The organism is Pseudomonas sp. 2995-1, assembly GCF_002742505.1.
Lineage (GTDB): Bacteria > Pseudomonadota > Gammaproteobacteria > Pseudomonadales > Pseudomonadaceae > Aquipseudomonas > Aquipseudomonas sivasensis.
On sequence record NZ_LJSA01000250.1, the window covers coordinates 48,403 to 67,814 of the forward strand.

Here is a 19,412-nt window from a genome sequence, read left to right on the forward strand (position 1 = left end):
TTAAAGTCGGTTATTGAAGCACGAAATAGTCGTAACGCATCGACACGGTGACCAGCAACGGCTCGGCAGCCTCGATCACTTCGGCACGGCGCTCGGCGCTGGCGCGCCAGCCGTGGGGTGTCATGGCCAGCAGGTTAGCGCGGTCTTTGGGGTCGGCCAGGCTCAGGGTGAACTCCAGGGTTTCACTGTGCGCCAGGCTCATGCCGTCCGGCACCAGGGCCAGGTGTTTGTCGTCGGTGTACTCGCGCACTTCATCGTACAGACGCTCGCGCAGCTCCATCAGGTGGCCACTCGTAGGACCGACTTTCATCAGGCCGCCGCCGGGGCTGAGCAGGCGTTTGGCTTCCTGCCAGTCCAATGGGCTGAACACGCTGGCGAGGAACTGGCAGCTGGCGTCGGCCAACGGCACGCGTGCCATGCTGGCGATCAACCAGGTCAGCTTCGGGTTGCGCTTGCACGCACGCTTGACCGCTTCCTTGGAAATATCCAGGGCATAGCCGTCGGCGTGGGGCAAGGCATCGGCGATCTGCGCGGTGTAGTAACCCTCACCACAGCCGATGTCGACCCAGCGCTGCGGTGCGCGTTCAGCCGCCAGTTCGGCGAGGCGCTTGGCCACCGGGGCGTAATGCCCGGCGTTGAGGAAGTCACGGCGTGCTTCGACCATGGCCAGGTTGTCGCCCGGATCGCGGCTGTTCTTGTGCTGCACCGGCAACAGGTTCAGGTAACCCAGGCGAGCCCGGTCGAACCGGTGCCCCGCCGGGCAGGCTACGCCGTTTTCGACCGCGTTGAGCGGGGCACTGCAAATGGGACAAGCAAGCATCAGGCGAGCAACTTGATCAGGGTCTGGTAATAAATTTCGGTCAGTACATCGAGGTCGCTGGCGAGGATGCGCTCGTTGACCTGATGGATCGTCGCGTTGACCGGGCCCAGCTCGACCACTTGGGTGCCGAGGGTGGCGATGAAGCGGCCATCCGACGTACCGCCGCTGGTGGACGCCTGGGTCTCGCGACCGGTGATCGCCTTGATGCTGGCAGACACGGCGTCGAGCAAAGCGCCTGGTTCGGTGAGGAACGGCAGGCCCGACAGCGCCCATTCCACATGCCAGTCCAGGCCATGTTTGTCGAGGATGGCTGCAACGCGTTGCTGCAGGCCTTCGACGGTGGATTCGGTGGAGAAACGGAAGTTGAACACCGCCGTCAGGTCACCGGGGATCACGTTGGTGGCGCCAGTGCCGGAATTGAGGTTGGAGATCTGGAAGCTGGTCGGCGGGAAAAAGGTGTTGCCGTTGTCCCAATGCTCGGCGGCCAATTCCGCCAAGGCCGGTGCGGCCAGGTGGATCGGGTTCTTCGCCAGGTGCGGGTAGGCCACATGGCCCTGCACGCCGCGTACGGTCAGCGTAGCGCCGAGGGAGCCGCGACGGCCGTTCTTGACCACATCACCTACCAGGGTGGTGCTCGACGGTTCGCCGACGATGCACCAGTCCAGGCGCTCTTTGCGCGCGGCCAGGCGTTCGATCACGGCTTTGGTGCCGTGGTGCGCCGGGCCTTCTTCATCGCTGGTGATCAGGAAGGCAACCGAGCCCTTATGGTCCGGGTAGTCGGCGACAAAACGTTCCGAAGCCACCAGCATCGCGGCGAGGCTGCCTTTCATGTCGGCTGCGCCACGCCCGCAGAGCATGCCGTTTTCGTCGATCAGCGCGTCAAAAGGGTCGTTCTGCCAGGCCTGTACCGGGCCGGTTGGCACTACATCAGTGTGACCGGCGAAGCACAGCACCGGACCTTCGTGCTTACCGTGGGTAGCCCAAAAGTTGTCCACATCTTCGATACGCATCGGCTCCAGCGCAAAACCAGCGTCGCCCAGGCGCTGCATCATCAGCTTCTGGCAATCGGCGTCGATCGGTGTGACCGAGGGGCGACGGATCAGGTCGATGGCAAGTTGAAGGGTCGGCGAAAGGTCGGCATGGGCCGTCATGGGAAAACTCCGGAAAGCATGTTTGGAAGAGCAGGGCGGGCGGACAAAACGGCCGTTATCTTATAGCAAAACGGCGACCAGAGGCCGCCGTTTAGTGCATTGCGCAAGTTTTTACGCGGCCGGCGCTGGCTCAGACGCGGCTGCCGGTTTTGGCAGCGACGACAGGAACGCCATAATCAACGCCGCCACATACGGCAGCGATTGCACCAGCAGCATCACCACCCAGAAACGTATGTCATTGCTTGGCAGGCCCTGCACCAGGTAGATCCCCAGCGCAGCGCCCCACAGCAGCAGCATGATGAACATTTCTTCGCGGGCTTCGGAAATCGCGACCCAGAAGCCGTGGTTATCCGCGTTTTTCGGCGTACGAAAGAACGGAATACTGGTGGTGAAGAAGCCATACAGCACCGCCTTGGCGATGGTGTGGGACAGCGCCAGGCCAGCCAGCGCGGCGCAGAACGCATCCTTGAGGTTCACGCCCACGGCACGGCGGTACAGGAAGATGATCTTGCCCACCTTGAAAACGAACAACGCCAACGGCGGGATCGCGAAAATCAGCAGCGGCGGATCGACCCGCGTCGGCACGATGATCATCGCCGCCGACCACAACAACGCGCCGACGGTGAAGAAGATGTTCATACCGTCCGCCACCCACGGCAACCAGCCCGCGAGGAAGTGGTAGCGCTGGCCACGGGTCAGCTCCGTGTCCTTGCCGCGCAGCAGGCTGGCGGTATGACGCTTGATGATCTGGATCGCGCCATAGGCCCAGCGGAAACGCTGTTTCTTGAAGTCGATAAAGGTATCGGGCATCAGGCCCTTGCCGTAGCTGTCGTGGTAATACGCCGCCGACAGGCCTTTCTCGAACACCCGCAAGCCCAGTTCAGCGTCTTCGCAGATGCACCAGTCGGCCCAGCCGAGTTCTTCGAGCACCGAGCGACGGGTCATGGTCATGGTGCCGTGCTGGATGATCGCGTCGCGGTCGTTACGGGTAACCATGCCGATGTGGAAGAAGCCTTTGTATTCTGCGTAGCAGAGCTTCTTGAAGGTACTTTCGTTCTGGTCGCGGTAGTCCTGCGGCGACTGCACCACGGCGATTTTCGGGTCGGCGAAGTGCGGCACCATGTGCTTGAGCCAGTTCGGCGACACGCAGTAGTCCGAGTCGATCACCGCGATCACCTCAGCATCCTTGGCGGTGTGCGGGATTAAGTAGTTCAGCGCGCCGCCCTTGAAACCGGCCAGGGGCGCGACGTGGAAGAACTTGAAGCGCGGGCCGAGGGTTTCGCAGTAGTCGCGCACCGGTTCCCAAACAGCCGGGTCTTTGGTGTTGTTGTCGATAATCAGGACTTCGTAGTCCGGGTAATCGAGCGCGGCCAGGGCGTCGAGGGTCTGTTTGACCATCTCCGGCGGCTCGTTGTAGCACGGCACGTGGATCGACACTTTCGGGCGGTAGTCCGAATCCCCTTCAACCGGCAGGAATTCACGGCGACGCTTGTGAGTCCAGACTGCTTCCGCCAGTTCGTGGGCCTCGGTCAGCAACACAATAAATACGCCGAGGGCGCCGAGTGCCAGGAGGATACCCACGGTGACACTGAACCAAGTGCTGTATTGCTGGCTGTAGTCGTAGCCGATCCACACCAGTACCGAGCCGCAAAGGAATGCGATAAAGGTCAGGAACGTCCGGCCACGCTGGCGCAGGGCCGAGCCGTCGATCATCAGCAGGGTCAGGGACAGCAGGGCAAGCACCACCGAGCCGATGGCCAGTACGCGCCATTGCGGGATGGCGACAATAGGACCTTCAAAGTTGAATTTTTGCTGGCGCGCGGCGTTGTAAACGCCCCAGTAGGCGCCGGCCGAGCCTTCATCGCTGACTTTCCACGGCTGGTCGAAGGCCTCAATCACAAAGTAGTTGTAGCCCTGGCGATTGAGCTTGTTCACTAGGGTGCGCAAGTACACCGCCTGGTCTGCCGGGGACGTTTCGTTGCCACCGCGCATGCGGCCGTTGCTCGGCCAGCCAACTTCCGATAGCAGCAGTGGCTTTTTCGGGAACAATTTCTTCAGGTCCCTGGCGCGATCGAGTACGTATTGGCCGGCCTTGTCCATCGGAATGTATTCCCAGAACGGCAAAATGTGCGCGGCGATCAGGTCGACGTGCTTGGCCAGTTGCGGGTTCTTTTCCCAGATGTGCCATTGCTCGGAGGTGGTCACCGGTACCTTCACCGCGGCGCGCACCCGGTCCAGCAGCACGATCAGTGCCTCGGGGGTGATTTCTTCGCGGAACAAGGCTTCGTTGCCGACCACCACGCGCACGACACTGCGCGAGCTGTTGGCGATCTCAATGGCGCGCTGGATCTCGCGTTCGTTGCGCTCCAGGTCTGGGCTGATCCAGATCCCCAGGGTGACGCGCAAGCCGAACTCTTCCGCCAGCTTGGGGATATCCCCCAGTGTGCCGTCGACCGAGTAGGTGCGGATGTTGTCCGTCAGCTTGCTCATGATCGCAAGGTCCTGACGCATCTGTTCGTCAGTGGGGTACTGGTCTTTCTGCGGGAACTGGCCTTGCTGGAACGGCGAGTAGGAAAAACCGGAGATTTGCTCAGGCCAGTTGGGAGCAGTGACCGGGCGGTTGACCAGCGCCCAGAAGCCGGTGAATAGCGCTGCAATTGCCAGCACGATCACCAGGTTGAGTCCAAATTTACGCGATGCCATGGTTATGTCGGGTTCCAAAGGGTGTGGAACGAAAAGAGGTGTCGGCCTGCACCGAACGGCGCGCATCCTACACCGGCCTTTCCCCGAGCGTACAGCAGACAGAGAAAAGCCGGACGTTAGTCAGCGAAAGGCCATCTAAGTTCTTTACTTGTAGCTTGTTGCTTCGTACTTGTCGCTCGGTAGTCCATAATGCGCGCCGGTTTTTGGGGTAATGGTCATGAGTACAGAAGATCCGCGGTTTGCAGGCGTCGCCCGCTTGTATGGCATTGAAGGCCTGGAACGCTTGAAGGCGGCCCATGTGGCGATCGTCGGCGTCGGCGGTGTGGGCTCTTGGGCGGCGGAAGCCATGGCCCGTTGTGGGGTCGGCGAGATTTCGCTGTTTGACCTGGACGATGTCTGCGTCAGCAACAGCAACCGGCAGTTGCACGCCCTGGACAGCACTGTGGGCAAGCCCAAGGTCGAGGTGATGGCCGAGCGCCTGCGCGGTATCAACCCGGATTGCACTGTGCACGCGGTGGCGGATTTCGTGACCCGCGACACCATGGCCGAATACATAACGCCGAACATCGATTGCGTGATCGACTGTATCGACGCCGTCAACGCCAAGGCCGCGCTGATTGCGTGGTGCAAACGCCGCAAGATCCAAATCATCACCACCGGCGGCGCCGGTGGGCAGATTGATCCGACGCTGATCCAGGTGTGCGACCTGAACCGCACCTTCAACGATCCCTTGGCCTCAAAGGTGCGCTCCACCTTGCGTCGTGACTACGGCTTCTCTCGCACCGTGACCCGTCATTACAGCGTGCCGTGCGTGTTTTCCACCGAGCAACTGCGTTATCCCAAGCCGGACGGCAGCATTTGTCTGCAAAAAAGTTTTGTGGGAGATGGGGTGAAGCTGGACTGCGCGGGCGGGTTTGGCGCGGTGATGATGGTGACGGCGACCTTTGGCATGGTGGCGGCGACCAAGGCGGTGGACAAGATTGTGGCTGGCGTGCGTAGGCCTTCCGAGCGGGTCAAACCCGCCTGAATCTCAGAACTTTACACAGTTCAAAGGTGGGAGGGGGCTTGCCCCCGGTTGCAGAGTGTCAGCCACTGGATAAGCTGACTGATCCACCGCTATCGGGGGCAAGCCCCCTCCCACATTTAGTCCTGTGTATGGCTTAGCGTTCGCATACGCTGCAGGACTGCATTCAAGCCATTGCTGCGCGACGGCGACAGTTGGCGGGAAAGCCCGAGTTGATTGAACCAGTCAGGCAAGTCGACTGCCTGCAACTCGTCCGCCGACAACCCATTGACCCGCGCCAGCAGCAATGCCACCAAACCACGGATCATCCGCGCATCGCTGCTCGCGGCAAATTGCCAATGACCTTGGTCTAAGTGCCCCACCAACCACACCAGGCTTTCGCAGCCCTGTACCAGGTTGGCGTCGACCTTTTCATCATCCGCTAAAGGCGGCAGACGCTCACCCCACTGCATCAGCAAGCGAGCACGTTGCTCCCAACTTCCTACGGCCTGGAAGGCTTCCAGCGCAGCCACCGCATCCACCGGCAAGCTCATCGCAACATATCCAGCGCCTGGTCCAGCGCTTCAAAAAAGCGCTCGAGGTCGTTGGAGTCGTTATACAGCGCCAGGGAAACGCGGATCGCCCCCGACAGCTGCATCGCCTTGAGCAGGGGCATCGCGCAATGATGGCCTGCGCGTACAGCAATGCCCTGCTCGGTCAGCAGGTGCGCAAGGTCGGCGTTATGCACGCCCTCGACCACAAAGCTGACCAGCGCCACCTGCGGCGAACCCAGCACACGCACGCCATTGCGCGCCTTCAGGCCGCTTAACAGGTAGTCATGCAGGGCCGCCTCGTGGGCGGTTACCGCTTGCTGATCCAGCGAGCTCAGATAATCCAGGTTTGCCCCCAAGCCAATCACGCTGGCTATCGGCGGAGTACCTGCCTCGAACCCCAGCGGTGCTGGACGGAAGCTGGCGCTGTGGTAATCCGCCTGCTGCACCATCTCACCGCCAAACTGCCAGTGGCGCAGGTGATGCAGAGCCTCGTTGCGGCCAAAGAGCACGCCGACACCGTCCGGGCCGTAGAGCTTGTGGCTGGAGAAAACGTAGAAGTCGCATCCCAGCGCTTGCACGTCGTGACGACCGTGGACGATGCCCTGGGCGCCGTCGACCACGGTTAGGGCACCGTGTGGCTTGGCCAAATCCAGTAAGGCTTGCAGCGGTTGCCAGGCACCAAGCACGTTGGACAGCTGACTCACCGCAAGCAGGCGCGTGCGTGGACCGATCAACTCGGCGGCGGCTTGCAGGTCGATCACGCCGTCATCACCGAGTGGCAATACCACCAGTGTGAGCGCGCGACGTTTGGCCAGTTGCTGCCAGGGCAGCAGGTTGGCGTGGTGTTCCAGGGCGCTGATGACAAGCTCATCGCCCGCATTGAATAAGTGCTCGAGGCCGTAGGCCAGGAGGTTCAGCGCAGAGGTCGCGCCGTGGGTAAACACGATGTGCCCGGTGTCACCTGCATTCAACCACTGCGCCACCTTGCTGCGACTGTCCTCGAAGGCCTGTGTCGCATGGGCCCCGGGCAAATGCTGGGCCCGGTGCACATTGGCTGCGCCATTGGCGTAGTAATGGCTGATGGCATCCAACAGAGCTTGGGGTTTTTGTGTAGTGGCGGCGTTGTCCAGATAGGTCTGGCCTTGCCGTTGCAGGGCGGCGATGGCCGGAAAGTCGGCGCGCCAGGGGGAGGGCACTAGCATGGTGTTCAAAACTCGTATAAGCGAGCCCCAGGGTCGGGGCCCGCTAGTGGCATCGAGTGGCTGCTTAGTTGTGAGCGTGCAGCGCTTCGTTCAGTTCGATGGCCGATTTGTGGGTTTTGCACTCCACTGCACCGGTCTCGGAGTTACGGCGGAACAGCAGGTCCGGTTGGCCGGCCAGCTCGCGCGCCTTGACCACTTTGACCAGTTGGTTCTGCTCATCCAGCAGCGCAACCTTGGTCCCGGCGGTGACGTACAGACCCGATTCCACGGTGTTGCGGTCGCCCAGCGGGATACCGATACCGGCATTGGCGCCGATCAGGCAGCCTTCGCCGACCTTGATCACGATGTTGCCGCCGCCCGACAGGGTGCCCATGGTGGAGCAGCCGCCGCCCAGGTCCGAGCCCTTGCCAACGAATACGCCAGCCGATACACGACCTTCGATCATGCCCGGGCCTTCAGTGCCAGCGTTGAAGTTGACGAAACCTTCGTGCATCACCGTTGTGCCTTCGCCTACGTAGGCGCCCAGGCGGATACGTGCCGCGTCAGCAATACGCACGCCGGCCGGGACGACGTAGTCGGTCATTTTCGGGAACTTGTCTACCGAGAACACTTCCAGCAACTCGCCACGCAGGCGTGCTTCCAGCTGGCGCTCGGCCAGTTCGCTGATGTCGATCGCGCCCTGGCTGGTCCAGGCCACGTTCGGCAGTTGCGGGAACACGCCAGCCAGGCTCAGGCCGTGAGGCTTGACCAGGCGGTGGGACAGCAGGTGCAGCTTGAGGTAGGCCTCAGGCGTTGAGGTCAGCGCGGCGTCTTCGGCCAGCAGGGTGGCGACCAGAGGCGTGTGGCTTTCTGCCAGGCGGCTCAGCAGGGCGGCTTGTGTGGCGTCGACGCCTTTGAGCGCGTCGGCCAGTTGCAGGGCCTGGGTCACGGTGAAGGTGATCGCCTGGTTACCCTCGGAGTAACCGAGGATCGGCGCGATGGCCGCGACGATTTCAGCCGATGGGTTGAGCAGCGGTTGTGCGTAAAAAACTTCCAGCCAAGCACCTTGGCGGTTCTGAGTGCCGACGCCGAAGCCCAGGCTGAACAGGGAATGGGACATGCTATTACCTCTACAAAAATGGAAGGGCTGGCCTACTTGAGGGCCGCCGAATAACTTTCTGGCTTGAAGCCAATCAGGGTTCTGTCACCGAGATCAAGCACCGGGCGCTTGATCATCGAAGGTTGCGCGAGCATCAATTCAATGGCTTTCGACTGATCGAGATCGGCTTTGCGTTCGTCTTCGAGTTTGCGAAAGGTGGTGCCCGCACGGTTCAAAACCACCTGCCAACCGTGCTCGTTGCACCATTGGGTCAAGTGTTCGCGGTCGATACCGGCCGTTTTGTAGTCGTGGAACTCATAGCTCACAGCATGCTCATCGAGCCAGGTGCGCGCTTTTTTCATGGTGTCGCAGGCTTTGATGCCGAAAAGGTGCAACGTTTTGCTTGAAGCGGTCAAGGAATTGCCCCCTTTTAGGATGCTCAAAACGAAAGGTCCGGGATTATGCCACGACCAGCGGGTTTGGGGGCCGCTCGTCAGCAGGACCCACGGCTTTGTGCGACTTATGTGCAAAAGCCAGTGCGTGGCATAGCCGCGTAACATAGCTGGGTAATATGGCACTTCAACTGCCAGTTGTTGCCTGATGTGTGTCGTTGCAAGTCGATCGTCCGGGAAACCCGCGTTATGCAAACCGCCTACACCGTTCTTATCCTGCTGATGCTGGTCAGCGTTTCGCGTCTGGTCGGACGTGTCATTCCTCTGCCGTTACCGCTGGTGCAGATCGCCGCCGGAGCCTTGTTGGCTTGGCCAACGCTGGGCCTGCATGTGGCGCTGGACCCTGAACTGTTCCTGTTCCTGTTCTTGCCACCTTTGTTGTTTTCCGACGGTTGGCGCATGCCCAAACGCGAATTGTGGCGTCTGCGGGGCCCGATTCTGACGCTGGCCGTGGGCCTTGTGCTGTTCACGGTAGTCGGCGCCGGATACTTCATTCACTGGATTTTGCCTACGATCCCGTTACCGGTGGCCTTCGCCCTGGCGGCCGTATTGTCGCCGACGGATGCGGTGGCAGTGTCGGCTATTTCCCAGAATCGTTTGCCCACGCCATTGATGCATATGCTCCAGGGCGAAGCCTTGATGAATGATGCGTCGGGCCTCGTGACCTTCAAGTTTGCCTTGGCAGCGGCATTGACCGGCGTGTTCTCCCTGGCCGATGCGAGCTTGACCTTCGTGTTGGTGGCCGTCGGTGGCCTGGCGATCGGTGTGGCGTTGAGTTGGCTGGTCGGCCGCCTGCGCGCATGGATGATTGCGCGGGGCTGGGACGATCCGGCGACTCATGTGGTGTTTATGTTGCTGTTGCCGTTTGCCGCTTATGTATTGGCTGAACGGTTGGGCGCCTCAGGGATTTTGTCGGCAGTGGCGGCGGGCATGATGCAAAGCTGGCTGGACCTGCTGCCACGCCAGACCAGCACAAGGCTGCTTAACCGCAGCGTCTGGTCGTTGCTGGAGTTTGCCTTCAATGGCTTGATCTTCCTGCTGCTGGGATTGCAACTGCCGGACATCATCAAAGCCGTGGTGAGCCATGAAGCTACGCTATGGCCGACCCTGTTTTACCGCTGCCTGGATGTGATTGCGATTTTCCTGGTGCTGGTGGTGCTGCGTTTTATCTGGGTGCAGAGCATCTGGAGGCTGTCGGGGTTATTGCGGCGCCTGCGAGGGAAAAGTGATCTGACGTTGGTGCCAACCGCCCGATCCTGTTGGCTCTTGACGGTCGGCGGTGTGCGCGGTGCTGTGACCCTGGCGGGTGTGATGTCGGTGCCTTTGCTGTTGGCGCCAGGCAAAGATTTTCCTGAGCGTGATTTGCTGATCTTTATCGCGGCCGGGGTGATCCTGCTATCACTGGTCGCCGCCTGCATTGCCTTGCCACTGTTGCTGCGCGGTATCGAAAAGAGCCCCGATGAGAAGCGTCATAAGGAAGTGCGGGAGGCGTGGAAAAAGACTGCCGTGGCAGCGATTCACGCACTGGAGGCGGAGGAGCCCGTAGAGTCGGAAACCTCCGACGCCGCACAGGCGGCCCTGGCGGCGGAGCTCAAGGCGCGGCTGATGTCGGAATATCGTCATCAGTTGGAGGTGTTCAACGACTCCGCCGAGGCCCAGGCGCTGGCGAGACACATGGACCTGCTTGAGCGAAAACTGCGGCTCAAGGCCCTGCGCGCGCAACGTTTGGAGTTGTACAGCTTGAGCCGTCATCACCAGATTGGTGATGACGTCTTGAGGGAGGTGTTGGGAGAGCTGGATATGAGTGAGGCGAATCTGGGCCAGGTGAAATGACCCGATTGCTTACCGACGACGCTGAATGAAATCCCGAATCCGTTCAGCCGCTTCCACGCACTCGGCCAGCGGTGCGACCAGCGCCAGGCGTACGCGGCCAGCCCCAGGGTTGACGCCATCCACTTCCCGCGACAGGTACGAACCTGGGACCACGGTGACGTGTTCTTCAACGAACAGGTCGCGGCAGAACGCGGCATCGTCGCCATTCACATTTGGCCACAGGTAGAAGCCACCGTCGGGACTTTGTACATCCAGCACCGGCTTGAGGATGGTCAGCACGGCTTCGAATTTCTCGCGATACAGGTCACGGTTGGCCAGTACGTGCGCTTCGTCCTGCCAGGCGGCAATGCTCGCCAGCTGGGTTTGCACCGGCATCGCGCAGCCGTGGTAGGTGCGGTACAGCAGGAAGGCCTTGAGGATCTCGGCATCACCGGCCACAAAACCAGAGCGCAGGCCCGGCAAGTTGGAGCGTTTGGACAAGCTGTGGAATACCACGCAGCGCTTGAAATCCTGGCGACCCAGTTCAACACAGGCGCTCAACAAGCCCGGCGGCGGGGTTTGTTCGTCAAAGTACAGCTCGCTGTAGCACTCGTCGGCGGCGATGACGAAGTCATGTTCGTCGGCCAGGGCGATCAGTTTTTTCAGGGTCTCAACCGGGATCAGTGCGCCGGTCGGGTTGCCGGGGGAGCACAGGAACAGGATCTGGCAGCGTTTCCAGATGTCTGGTGTCACGGCGTCGAAGTCCGGGTTGAAGCCGTTCTCATCCAGGCAGGGCAGGTAGTGCGGCTTGGCACCGGCAAGGAACGCGGCGCCTTCGTAGATCTGGTAGAAGGGGTTCGGGCTGACCACCAGTGCATCGTCGCCACGGTTGACTACGGTCTGAGTGAAGGCGAACAGTGCTTCGCGGGTGCCGTTGACCGGCAGGATATTGCGCGCTGGGTCAAGCCATCCCTTGGGCACGTTGAAGCGACGTTCACACCAGGCGCCAATGGCCTCGCGCAGTGCCGGGATGCCCAGAGTGGTGGGGTACACCGCCATCTGATCAAGGTTGCTGCTCAGTGCCTCGGCCACGAACGTGGGCGATTTGTGCTTGGGTTCACCAATGGACAGGGCAATCGGGCGCTTGTCCGGGTTGGGTGTGACGCTGCCCAGCAGGGCGCGCAATTTCTCGAACGGGTAGGGCTGCAACTGGTTCAGGGCGTTGTTCATGAGACTCTCGTTCAATTCATTGGTAATGCGGTCTGTCGGGCGCTGCAGGTCCAACTGTGGGAGGGGGCTTGCTCCCGATTAAGGTGTGTCAGTCAGCTAATAGGTTTCTGATCCGCTGCTTTTGGGGGTAAGCCCTCTCCCATATAAGCCCCGTTCAAAACGCCAGGCGCGTCAGCTCGACACCGGGCTCTTGGGTCACGCTCAACTGCTGGACGATAGCCTCCTGCAAACGGCGGCACAGTTCCGGGTCGGACAGCGGCTGGTTGTCGGCGTCGGTAATAAAGAACACGTCTTCCACGCGCTCGCCCAGGGTCGCAATCTTGGCATTTTGTAATGACAGGTCGAACTCCAGGAAAATCCCGCCGATCCGTGCCAGCAGGCCTGGGCGATCCGGTGCGCTGAGTTCCAGCACCGTCACTGGGCGCTGCGCATCGTTGGAGATGGTCACCTGGGGCGCAAAGGCAAAGTGCTTCAGTTGGCGCGGCACCCGGCGCTGGATGATCGTTGGATAGTCGTCCGGGTTACGCAGGGCTTCGGTGAGGCCTTCGCGGATCTTTTTCACCCGCGTCGGGTTGTCGCCGATGGACTCGCCTTCGGTATCGAGCACGATGTAGGTGTCGAGGGTGAACTGGCTGCTGGAAGTGATCACCCGGGCATCGTGGATGTTCAGATTGAGCTGGTCCATGGCCGCTACCGTCACGGCAAAGAAGTCGTGCTGGTCGGGCGCGTAGATGAAGATCTGCGTGCCGCCTTCGAATTCGCGCTGGGTGGTTTCCTTGATCAGCACCAGCGGGCCGCCATCGGCGGGCTGCTGCAGGATCGCGTCAGTGTGCCAGGCCACATCGCCGGCGGTGTGGCGCAAGAAGTAATCGTCGCCCAGTTGCGACCACAGTTGCTCGACGTCATCCGGATCGTTGCCGCCGCGCACCAGGATATCCAGGGCCGCGCTTTGGGTGCGGCGGATCTGCTCTTCGCGGTCCACCGGGTTTTCCAGACCACGGCGCAGGGCGCGCTTGGTCTCTGTGTACAGTTGGCGCAACAGACTGGCGCGCCACGAGTTCCACAGTGTCGGGTTGGTGGCGTTGATGTCGGAAACGGTCAACACGTAGAGGTAGTCGAGGCGGGTTTCATCGCCGATAGCTTGCGCGAAATCGTGGATCACCTGCGGGTCGGACAAGTCCTTACGCTGTGCGGTGGTCGACATCACGAGGTGGTTCTGCACCAGCCAGACGATCAGGCGGCTATCCCATTGCGGCAACTGGTGGCGCTGACAGAAGGCTGCGGCGTCGACCGCGCCGACTTCCGAATGGTCGCCATGCCGGCCCTTGCCGATGTCGTGGTACAGGCCGGCCAGGTAGATCAGCTCCGGCTTGGGCAGCTTGGCCATAAGCTTACTGGCCAGCGGGAATTTCTCTGACACCTGGGTGTACTGCAACTTACGCAGGTGCTTGATCAGATTAAGGGTGTGCGCATCCACCGTATAAATGTGGAACAGGTCGTGCTGCATCTGCCCGACGATAAAGCCGAACTCCGGAAGGTAGCGCCCCAGGATGCCGTAGCGGTTCATGCGGCGCAGGTTGCGGTGGATACCGATCTTGCACTTGAACAGCTCGATAAACAGGCTGGTGTTGCGGATGTCGTTGCGAAAATCATCGTCGATCAAGTGACGGTTTTCCCGCAGCAGGCGGATAGTATCCGCGCGCACGCCTTTGATTTCCGGCTGCTGGGCCATCAATACGAAGATTTCCAGCATGGCGAATGGGGTGCGGCGGAACACGTTGTCGTTGCGCGCCTCAATATAGCCGTCGTGCAGTTGGAAGCGCGCATTGATCGGCTGCGGCGGCGCCTCATCCTCGGGGGCCAGGATCACTTCTTCGAAGTGCTGGATGATCAGGTCGCTGAGCTGGGCGATGCTCATCACCACCCGGTAGTACTGCTGCATGAAGCTTTCGATGCTGGTCTTCGCGTCCTCGCCCTCAAAGCCCAGCAGCGTGGCGATGGAGCGCTGATGATCGAACAGCAGGCGATCTTCGGAGCGCCCGGCGAGCATGTGCAGGGCGTAGCGCACTTTCCAGATGAATTCCTGGGACGAGGCCAGCAGGGCGTTTTCGCTCTCTACCAAAAAACCTTCGCCGGCCAGGGCGCGCAGGTTAAGGGTGCCGTACTGGCGACGGGCGACCCACAAAATCGTCTGGATGTCGCGCAACCCGCCGGGCGAGCCTTTGACGTTGGGCTCCAGGTTGTATTCGGTGTCGTTGTACTTGTGGTGCCGGGCTTTCTGCTCGGCGCGTTTGGCCAGGAAGAAGTCCTTGCTCGGCCACATATGCGCGGTGCTGGTGACTTCCAGCATCCGCTGGCGCAAGCGCTCTGGGCCGGCGATGGTGCGGCTTTCCATCAGGTTGGTAATGACGGTGAGGTCGGCACGGGCCTCTTGGGCGCACTCGTCCACCGAGCGCACGCTCTGGCCGACTTCCAGGCCAATGTCCCACAGCAGTGTCAGAAAACGCTCGATGGAATCGCGAAAGATCTCATGATCGGCGCTGTCCAGCAGGATCAGCAGGTCAATATCGGAGTAGGGGTGGAGTTCGCCACGGCCATAGCCGCCAACGGCCACCAGGGCGATGTCGGCGTCTTCGCTCCAGTTGAACTGTTCCCAGGCCTTTTGAAGGATGTTGTCGACGAACCAGGCACGGTCCTCGATCAGCCGGCGGATGTCGCGGCCGCTACGAAAGCGCTCGTCGAGCACTTCGCGGGCCTGGCGGATCGCCTTCTTGAAGGCGGCGATGGGGCTTGCCTTCAGGGCCAATTCGGCCTGGAACTGGCCACGGTCGAAGAGTTCGGGATCCACCTGGGGCATCGATCGGCTTTCCTTTCTATCTATCAGTCAGTCACAACACGCTTTGGGAAAACCTGGGCAACCTTCAGGCTGAAACGCGTGGGATCGTATCGTCGGCGCGCAGTGTGAAGATCTCGTAGCCGGTTTCGGTGACCAGTAGGGTGTGTTCCCACTGCGCCGAAAGCTTGCGGTCCTTGGTAATGGCGGTCCAGCCGTCGCCCAGCACCTTGGTGTCGGCTTTGCCCTGGTTGATCATCGGCTCGATGGTAAAGGTCATGCCTGCCTTGAGCTCCATGCCGGTGCCGGCGCGGCCGTAGTGCAGGATCTGTGGCTCTTCATGGAACACGGTGCCGATGCCGTGGCCGCAGAAATCACGTACCACCGAGAAGCCGTTCTTTTCAGCGTGCTTCTGGATCACTTCACCGATATCGCCCAGGCGGCAGCCGGGTTTGACGATTTCGATCGCCTTGTACATGCATTCCTGGGTGACTTGGGACAGGCGTTCGGCCCAGACCGGCACGGTGCCGACGTGGAACATGCGGCTGGTATCGCCGAAGTAGCGATCCTTGATCACGGTGACGTCGATGTTCAGGGTGTCGCCGTCCTTCAGGGGTTTGTCGCACGGAATACCGTGGCAGACCACATGGTTGATCGACGTGCAGATTGACTTGGGGAAGCCCTTGTAATTCAACGGCGCAGGAATGGCACCCTGCACATTGACGATATAGTCATGGCAGATCTGGTTGAGGGTGTCCGTGGTGACGCCCGGCTTGACGTGCTCGGCAATCATTTCCAGCACGTCGGCAGCCAGTTTGCCGGCAATGCGCATGCCGGCAATGTCTTCGGCGGTTTTCAAACTAACGGTCATACAGGCTCTCTCTAGCGCGAAGCGCTGAAATCAATACGGTTTACGGGCGCGCGACAAAAGATTACAGAATTCGCAAAAGCCCCAAAAAACGCGATTCTAACAGACGCGGGCGGCAAATCATGAGCCCCTGACGATCGCTTCTCTCTATTATAAGGTGGGGCTATATCCGCTCTATTCAAAGGGTTGCGCATAAGCCGCGCACGCCAAATGTGATTGCGGGTTTCGTTTTCGCCCTTCGTGTGGTATAAAATGCGCCGCTTTCCGGGGATGCCCCGAAGAGCTTAAATCCACACACGTGTCGACACGATGACCTGGGTGCCGGAGGCCTTGATGCCGCTGGTTGGTCATTGGGATACGTGGAGGCCAAACCCGACTTATTAAGGAACTATCATGTCCCAAGTCAATATGCGCGATATGCTGAAGGCCGGTGTGCACTTCGGTCACCAGACCCGTTACTGGAACCCGAAAATGGGTAAATACATTTTCGGCGCGCGTAACAAGATCCACATCATCAACCTTGAAAAAACCCTGCCAATGTTCAACGAAGCTCTGACTTTCGTAGAGCGTCTGGCCCAGGGCAAAAACAAGATTCTGTTCGTCGGCACCAAGCGTTCCGCTGGCAAGATCGTTGCTGAAGAAGCAGCACGTTGCGGTTCGCCGTACGTCGATCACCGCTGGTTGGGCGGCATGCTGACCAACTTCAAAACCATCCGTGCTTCCATCAAGCGTCTGCGTGACCTTGAAGTGCAAGCCGAAGACGGTACTTTCGCCAAGCTGACCAAGAAAGAAGCGCTGATGCGCTCTCGTGACCTGGAAAAGCTCGATCGTTCCCTGGGTGGTATCAAGGACATGGGCGGTCTGCCTGACGCACTGTTCGTTATCGACGTTGATCACGAGCGCATCGCGATCACCGAAGCCAACAAGCTGGGCATCCCTGTTATCGGCGTAGTCGATACCAACAGCAGCCCGGAAGGCGTTGACTACATCATCCCAGGCAACGATGACGCAATCCGCGCTATCCAGCTGTACATGGGTTCGATGGCTGACGCTGTAATCCGTGGTCGCAACCACGTTGCTGGTGGTACCGAGCAGTTCGTTGAAGAAGCTCCGGTAGCCGCAGCTGAGTAATTGACGCCCTGGCGTTGACTCAGTAAGCAAAAAGGGGGCTTGGCCCCCTTTTTGCCCCCTCGAAAACCATTTGTGCGCAGCGCAGCTACATCATCTGTAACGTGCAGCGGCCTACAAGGGTGGTTCGGGAAGAATTGATCCCCCGTTCGATCGGGTGGAATGGTTGAAAACCTATCCAAGAGGAATTTGAAAATGGCAGCAATTACTGCAGCGTTGGTTAAAGAACTGCGTGAGCGTACCGGCGAAGGCATGATGGATTGCAAGAAAGCCCTGGAAAAGGCTGACGGCGACATCGAAAAAGCAATTGATGACATGCGTGCTTCCGGCGCAATCAAGGCTGCCAAGAAAGCAGGCAACGTGGCTGCTGAAGGCGCTATCGCTCTGAAAGAAGACGGCAAATCTGCTGTTCTGCTGGAAGTGAACTCGCAGACCGACTTCCTGGCTCTGCAAGACGACTTCAAGGCATTTGTTGCTGCCAGCGTTGATAAAGCGTTCGACGACAAACTGACTGACGTCGCTCCGCTGATCGAGGCACAAGAAGCTGCACGCCTGGTACTGGTCGGCAAAGTTGGCGAAAACGTCAACATCCGTCGCCTAGTACGCGTTGAAGGTGACGTTGTTGGTGGTTACCTGCACGGCAACAAGATCGGTGTTGCAGTTGTCCTGAAGGGCGGCAACGTTGAGCTGGCTAAAGACATCGCTATGCACGTAGCGGCCAGCAACCCAGAGTTCCTGCTGCCTTCGGAAGTTTCTGCCGAAGCGATCGAGCGCGAAAAGGCTGTGTTCCTGCAGCTGAACGAAGAAAAAATCAAAGGCAAGCCAGAAAACATTGTTGAAAATATGGTCAAAGGCCGTATTAGCAAGTTCCTGGCCGAAGCAAGCCTGGTTGAGCAGGCGTTCGTTAAGAACCCTGAAATCAAGGTTGGCGAACTGGCTAAGAAAGCCGGTGCTGAAATCGTTTCCTTCACTTACTTCAAAGTAGGCGACGGTATCGAGAAGCCGGTCGACAACTTCGCTGAAGAAGTTGCTGCCCAGCTGGCTGCCGCCAAGCAATAAGACAGTTTTCAACTGTCGCCCGAAAGAGGCTGCCCGCTCACGCGCGCAGCCTCTTTTCAAATGGGCAGGCCGAATTAATTTGGCTTACCCTCGGAACTGGCTTACAAAGCCGTGTTCCGATGGCGCTGTGAGAGCGTCCAGCTAGAGTGAACGCAAGCCGTAAACGGCTCGCCAAGAATTTTTAAAAAATACGCCGCAGGAGAGATTCGCAATGGCTCAGCAGGGCAGTGGTTATCAGGCTCGCTATAAACGCATTCTACTCAAGCTCAGCGGCGAGGCCCTGATGGGCTCGGAAGAGTTCGGGATTGATCCCAAGGTGCTCGACCGCATGGCGCTGGAAGTCGGCCAACTGGTTGGCATCGGCGTGCAAGTCGGCTTGGTGATCGGCGGCGGTAACCTGTTCCGTGGCGCGGCGCTGAGTGCGGCCGGTATGGATCGGGTCACTGGCGACCACATGGGCATGCTGGCCACTGTGATGAACGCCCTGGCGATGCGTGATGCCCTGGAGCGTGCCAATATCTCGGCTATCGTGATGTCGGCTATTTCCATGGTGGGTGTGACCGATCACTATGATCGTCGCAAAGCCATGCGCCATTTGAACTCAAAAGAAGTGGTGATCTTCGCCGCTGGTACCGGTAACCCATTCTTTACCACTGATTCGGCGGCGTGCCTGCGTGCCATCGAAATCGACGCTGACGTGGTTTTGAAGGCAACCAAGGTAGACGGTGTGTACACCGCAGACCCATTCAAAGACCCGCATGCCGAGAAGTTCGATCATCTGACCTACGATGAAGTGCTGGATCGCAAGCTGGGTGTCATGGACCTGACGGCTATTTGCCTGTGCCGCGACCACAAGATGCCGCTGCGCGTATTTAATATGAACAAGCCCGGCGCCCTGCTGAATATCGTACACGGCGGCGCGGAAGGGACTCTGATCGAGGAAGGCCAACAATGATCAATGAAATCAAGAAAGACGCCCAAGCGCGTATGCAGAAATCCCTGGAATCTTTGAGCCATGCATTCGGCCAGATTCGTACTGGCAAGGCGCACCCGAGTATTCTGGGCAGCGTGATGGTGCCTTACTACGGCGCTGACACTCCGCTGAGCGGCGTGGCAAACGTTACCGTTAAAGATTCGCGCACCCTGCAAGTCGTGGCTTTCGAGCGCAACATGCTCGCTGCGGTCGACAAGGCGATTCAGAGCGCCGGCTTGAACCTCAATCCGACCAACCTGGGCGAACTGCTGCTGATCTCCATGCCTGCCTTGACCGAAGAAACCCGCAAGGGCTTCACCAAGCAGGCACGTAGCGCGGCTGAAGATGCACGCGTTGCTGTGCGCAACATCCGTCGTGATGCCCTGGGTGACCTGAAGAAACTGGTTAAGGACAAGGAGATCAGCGAAGACGAAGAGCGTCGCGCCGTCGCTGATATCGACAAGCTGACCAAAGATGCCGAGGCCCAGATCACCAAGGCCACGGAAGAAAAAGAAAAGGACCTGATGGCCGTATAAGGGTCAGGAC

16 protein-coding genes are annotated in these 19,412 nt (G+C 59.8%); 6 read left to right on the plus strand and 10 right to left on the minus strand.

Annotation, left to right across the window (positions count from 1 at the left end; translation table 11 throughout):
* Nucleotides 1-10: 10 nt before the first annotated feature.
* From AOA61_RS05040 to AOA61_RS05050, 3 genes are all read right to left on the minus strand, one after another.
* Entirely contained in the window at nucleotides 11-820 is an 810-nt protein-coding gene (locus AOA61_RS05040; RefSeq protein WP_099601268.1) for a putative RNA methyltransferase, read from the minus strand.
* A complete protein-coding gene (dapE, locus tag AOA61_RS05045) occupies nucleotides 820-1,971 on the minus strand; it encodes a succinyl-diaminopimelate desuccinylase (protein ID WP_099601269.1) in 1,152 nt (383 codons plus the stop codon). The genes AOA61_RS05040 and dapE overlap by 1 nt, the downstream gene beginning before the upstream one ends.
* Before the next feature lie 111 nt (nucleotides 1,972-2,082).
* The gene (locus AOA61_RS05050; protein WP_032891673.1) at nucleotides 2,083-4,674 is read right to left on the minus strand and encodes a glycosyltransferase; all 2,592 of its coding nucleotides are present in this window, start codon (nucleotides 4,672-4,674) and stop codon (nucleotides 2,083-2,085) included.
* Between the two features lie 211 nt (nucleotides 4,675-4,885).
* Between AOA61_RS05050 and tcdA the strand changes: the two genes are divergently transcribed.
* Nucleotides 4,886-5,701: a tRNA cyclic N6-threonylcarbamoyladenosine(37) synthase TcdA gene (tcdA, locus tag AOA61_RS05055; protein WP_032891671.1), complete on the plus strand. Its 816-nt coding sequence runs from the start codon at nucleotides 4,886-4,888 to the stop codon at nucleotides 5,699-5,701.
* Between the two features lie 116 nt (nucleotides 5,702-5,817).
* Here tcdA and AOA61_RS05060 read toward each other — a convergent pair whose 3' ends face one another.
* From AOA61_RS05060 to AOA61_RS05075, 4 genes are all read right to left on the minus strand, one after another.
* Complete coding sequence (locus AOA61_RS05060; protein WP_095184002.1) at nucleotides 5,818-6,231, minus strand: SufE family protein; 414 nt, start codon at nucleotides 6,229-6,231, stop codon at nucleotides 5,818-5,820.
* On the minus strand, nucleotides 6,228-7,433 hold the full coding sequence (locus AOA61_RS05065; protein ID WP_099601270.1) for an aminotransferase class V-fold PLP-dependent enzyme: 1,206 nt from the start codon (nucleotides 7,431-7,433) through the stop codon (nucleotides 6,228-6,230). The genes AOA61_RS05060 and AOA61_RS05065 overlap by 4 nt, the downstream gene beginning before the upstream one ends.
* A gap of 64 nt (nucleotides 7,434-7,497) precedes the next feature.
* A complete protein-coding gene (gene dapD, locus AOA61_RS05070; protein WP_032891666.1) occupies nucleotides 7,498-8,532 on the minus strand; it encodes a 2,3,4,5-tetrahydropyridine-2,6-dicarboxylate N-succinyltransferase in 1,035 nt (344 codons plus the stop codon).
* Between the two features lie 32 nt (nucleotides 8,533-8,564).
* The gene (locus AOA61_RS05075; protein ID WP_017529704.1) at nucleotides 8,565-8,927 is read right to left on the minus strand and encodes an ArsC family reductase; all 363 of its coding nucleotides are present in this window, start codon (nucleotides 8,925-8,927) and stop codon (nucleotides 8,565-8,567) included.
* A gap of 225 nt (nucleotides 8,928-9,152) precedes the next feature.
* Here AOA61_RS05075 and AOA61_RS05080 point away from each other — a divergent pair, with 225 nt between their 5' ends.
* Entirely contained in the window at nucleotides 9,153-10,796 is a 1,644-nt protein-coding gene (locus tag AOA61_RS05080; RefSeq protein ID WP_095184004.1) for a Na+/H+ antiporter, read from the plus strand.
* Nucleotides 10,797-10,805: 9 nt separating this feature from the next.
* On the opposite strand, the gene dapC is transcribed toward AOA61_RS05080, so the two are convergent.
* The 3 genes from dapC to map form a co-directional block, all read right to left on the minus strand.
* Entirely contained in the window at nucleotides 10,806-12,005 is a 1,200-nt protein-coding gene (gene dapC, locus AOA61_RS05085; RefSeq protein ID WP_099601271.1) for a succinyldiaminopimelate transaminase, read from the minus strand.
* Between the two features lie 154 nt (nucleotides 12,006-12,159).
* Nucleotides 12,160-14,862: a [protein-PII] uridylyltransferase gene (locus AOA61_RS05090; protein ID WP_099601272.1), complete on the minus strand. Its 2,703-nt coding sequence runs from the start codon at nucleotides 14,860-14,862 to the stop codon at nucleotides 12,160-12,162.
* Nucleotides 14,863-14,926: 64 nt separating this feature from the next.
* Complete coding sequence (gene map / locus AOA61_RS05095) at nucleotides 14,927-15,709, minus strand: type I methionyl aminopeptidase (RefSeq protein ID WP_032891656.1); 783 nt, start codon at nucleotides 15,707-15,709, stop codon at nucleotides 14,927-14,929.
* 390 nt (nucleotides 15,710-16,099) lie between these two features.
* Between map and rpsB the strand changes: the two genes are divergently transcribed.
* The 4 genes from rpsB (at nucleotide 16,100) to frr (ending at nucleotide 19,402) form a co-directional block, all read left to right on the plus strand.
* Nucleotides 16,100-16,837 carry a 30S ribosomal protein S2 gene (gene rpsB / locus AOA61_RS05100; RefSeq protein ID WP_003189158.1) on the plus strand — a complete coding sequence of 246 codons (738 nt, stop codon included), beginning with the start codon at nucleotides 16,100-16,102 and terminating at the stop codon, nucleotides 16,835-16,837.
* 192 nt (nucleotides 16,838-17,029) lie between these two features.
* Entirely contained in the window at nucleotides 17,030-17,893 is an 864-nt protein-coding gene (tsf, locus tag AOA61_RS05105; protein ID WP_032891654.1) for a translation elongation factor Ts, read from the plus strand.
* A 211-nt stretch (nucleotides 17,894-18,104) separates the two neighbouring features.
* A complete protein-coding gene (gene pyrH / locus AOA61_RS05110) occupies nucleotides 18,105-18,848 on the plus strand; it encodes a UMP kinase (RefSeq protein WP_003189161.1) in 744 nt (247 codons plus the stop codon).
* The gene (gene frr / locus AOA61_RS05115) at nucleotides 18,845-19,402 is read left to right on the plus strand and encodes a ribosome recycling factor (RefSeq protein WP_016974404.1); all 558 of its coding nucleotides are present in this window, start codon (nucleotides 18,845-18,847) and stop codon (nucleotides 19,400-19,402) included. Before pyrH ends, frr begins: the two co-directional genes overlap by 4 nt.
* Nucleotides 19,403-19,412: the final 10 nt, after the last annotated feature.

Excerpts from the sequence above, each read along its gene's own strand:
- AOA61_RS05040 (WP_099601268.1), bottom strand. The coding sequence starts at position 820 with ATGCTTGCTTGTCCCATTTGCAGTGCCCCGCTCAACGCGGTCGAAAAC.
- dapE (WP_099601269.1), bottom strand. The coding sequence starts at position 1,971 with ATGACGGCCCATGCCGACCTTTCGCCGACCCTTCAACTTGCCATCGAC.
- AOA61_RS05050 (WP_032891673.1), bottom strand. The coding sequence starts at position 4,674 with ATGGCATCGCGTAAATTTGGACTCAACCTGGTGATCGTGCTGGCAATT.
- tcdA (WP_032891671.1), top strand. The coding sequence starts at position 4,886 with ATGGTCATGAGTACAGAAGATCCGCGGTTTGCAGGCGTCGCCCGCTTG.
- AOA61_RS05060 (WP_095184002.1), bottom strand. The coding sequence starts at position 6,231 with ATGAGCTTGCCGGTGGATGCGGTGGCTGCGCTGGAAGCCTTCCAGGCC.
- AOA61_RS05065 (WP_099601270.1), bottom strand. The coding sequence starts at position 7,433 with ATGCTAGTGCCCTCCCCCTGGCGCGCCGACTTTCCGGCCATCGCCGCC.
- dapD (WP_032891666.1), bottom strand. The coding sequence starts at position 8,532 with ATGTCCCATTCCCTGTTCAGCCTGGGCTTCGGCGTCGGCACTCAGAAC.
- AOA61_RS05080 (WP_095184004.1), top strand. The coding sequence starts at position 9,153 with ATGCAAACCGCCTACACCGTTCTTATCCTGCTGATGCTGGTCAGCGTT.
- dapC (WP_099601271.1), bottom strand. The coding sequence starts at position 12,005 with ATGAACAACGCCCTGAACCAGTTGCAGCCCTACCCGTTCGAGAAATTG.
- AOA61_RS05090 (WP_099601272.1), bottom strand. The coding sequence starts at position 14,862 with ATGCCCCAGGTGGATCCCGAACTCTTCGACCGTGGCCAGTTCCAGGCC.
- map (WP_032891656.1), bottom strand. The coding sequence starts at position 15,709 with ATGACCGTTAGTTTGAAAACCGCCGAAGACATTGCCGGCATGCGCATT.
- rpsB (WP_003189158.1), top strand. The coding sequence starts at position 16,100 with ATGTCCCAAGTCAATATGCGCGATATGCTGAAGGCCGGTGTGCACTTC.
- tsf (WP_032891654.1), top strand. The coding sequence starts at position 17,030 with ATGGCAGCAATTACTGCAGCGTTGGTTAAAGAACTGCGTGAGCGTACC.
- pyrH (WP_003189161.1), top strand. The coding sequence starts at position 18,105 with ATGGCTCAGCAGGGCAGTGGTTATCAGGCTCGCTATAAACGCATTCTA.
- frr (WP_016974404.1), top strand. The coding sequence starts at position 18,845 with ATGATCAATGAAATCAAGAAAGACGCCCAAGCGCGTATGCAGAAATCC.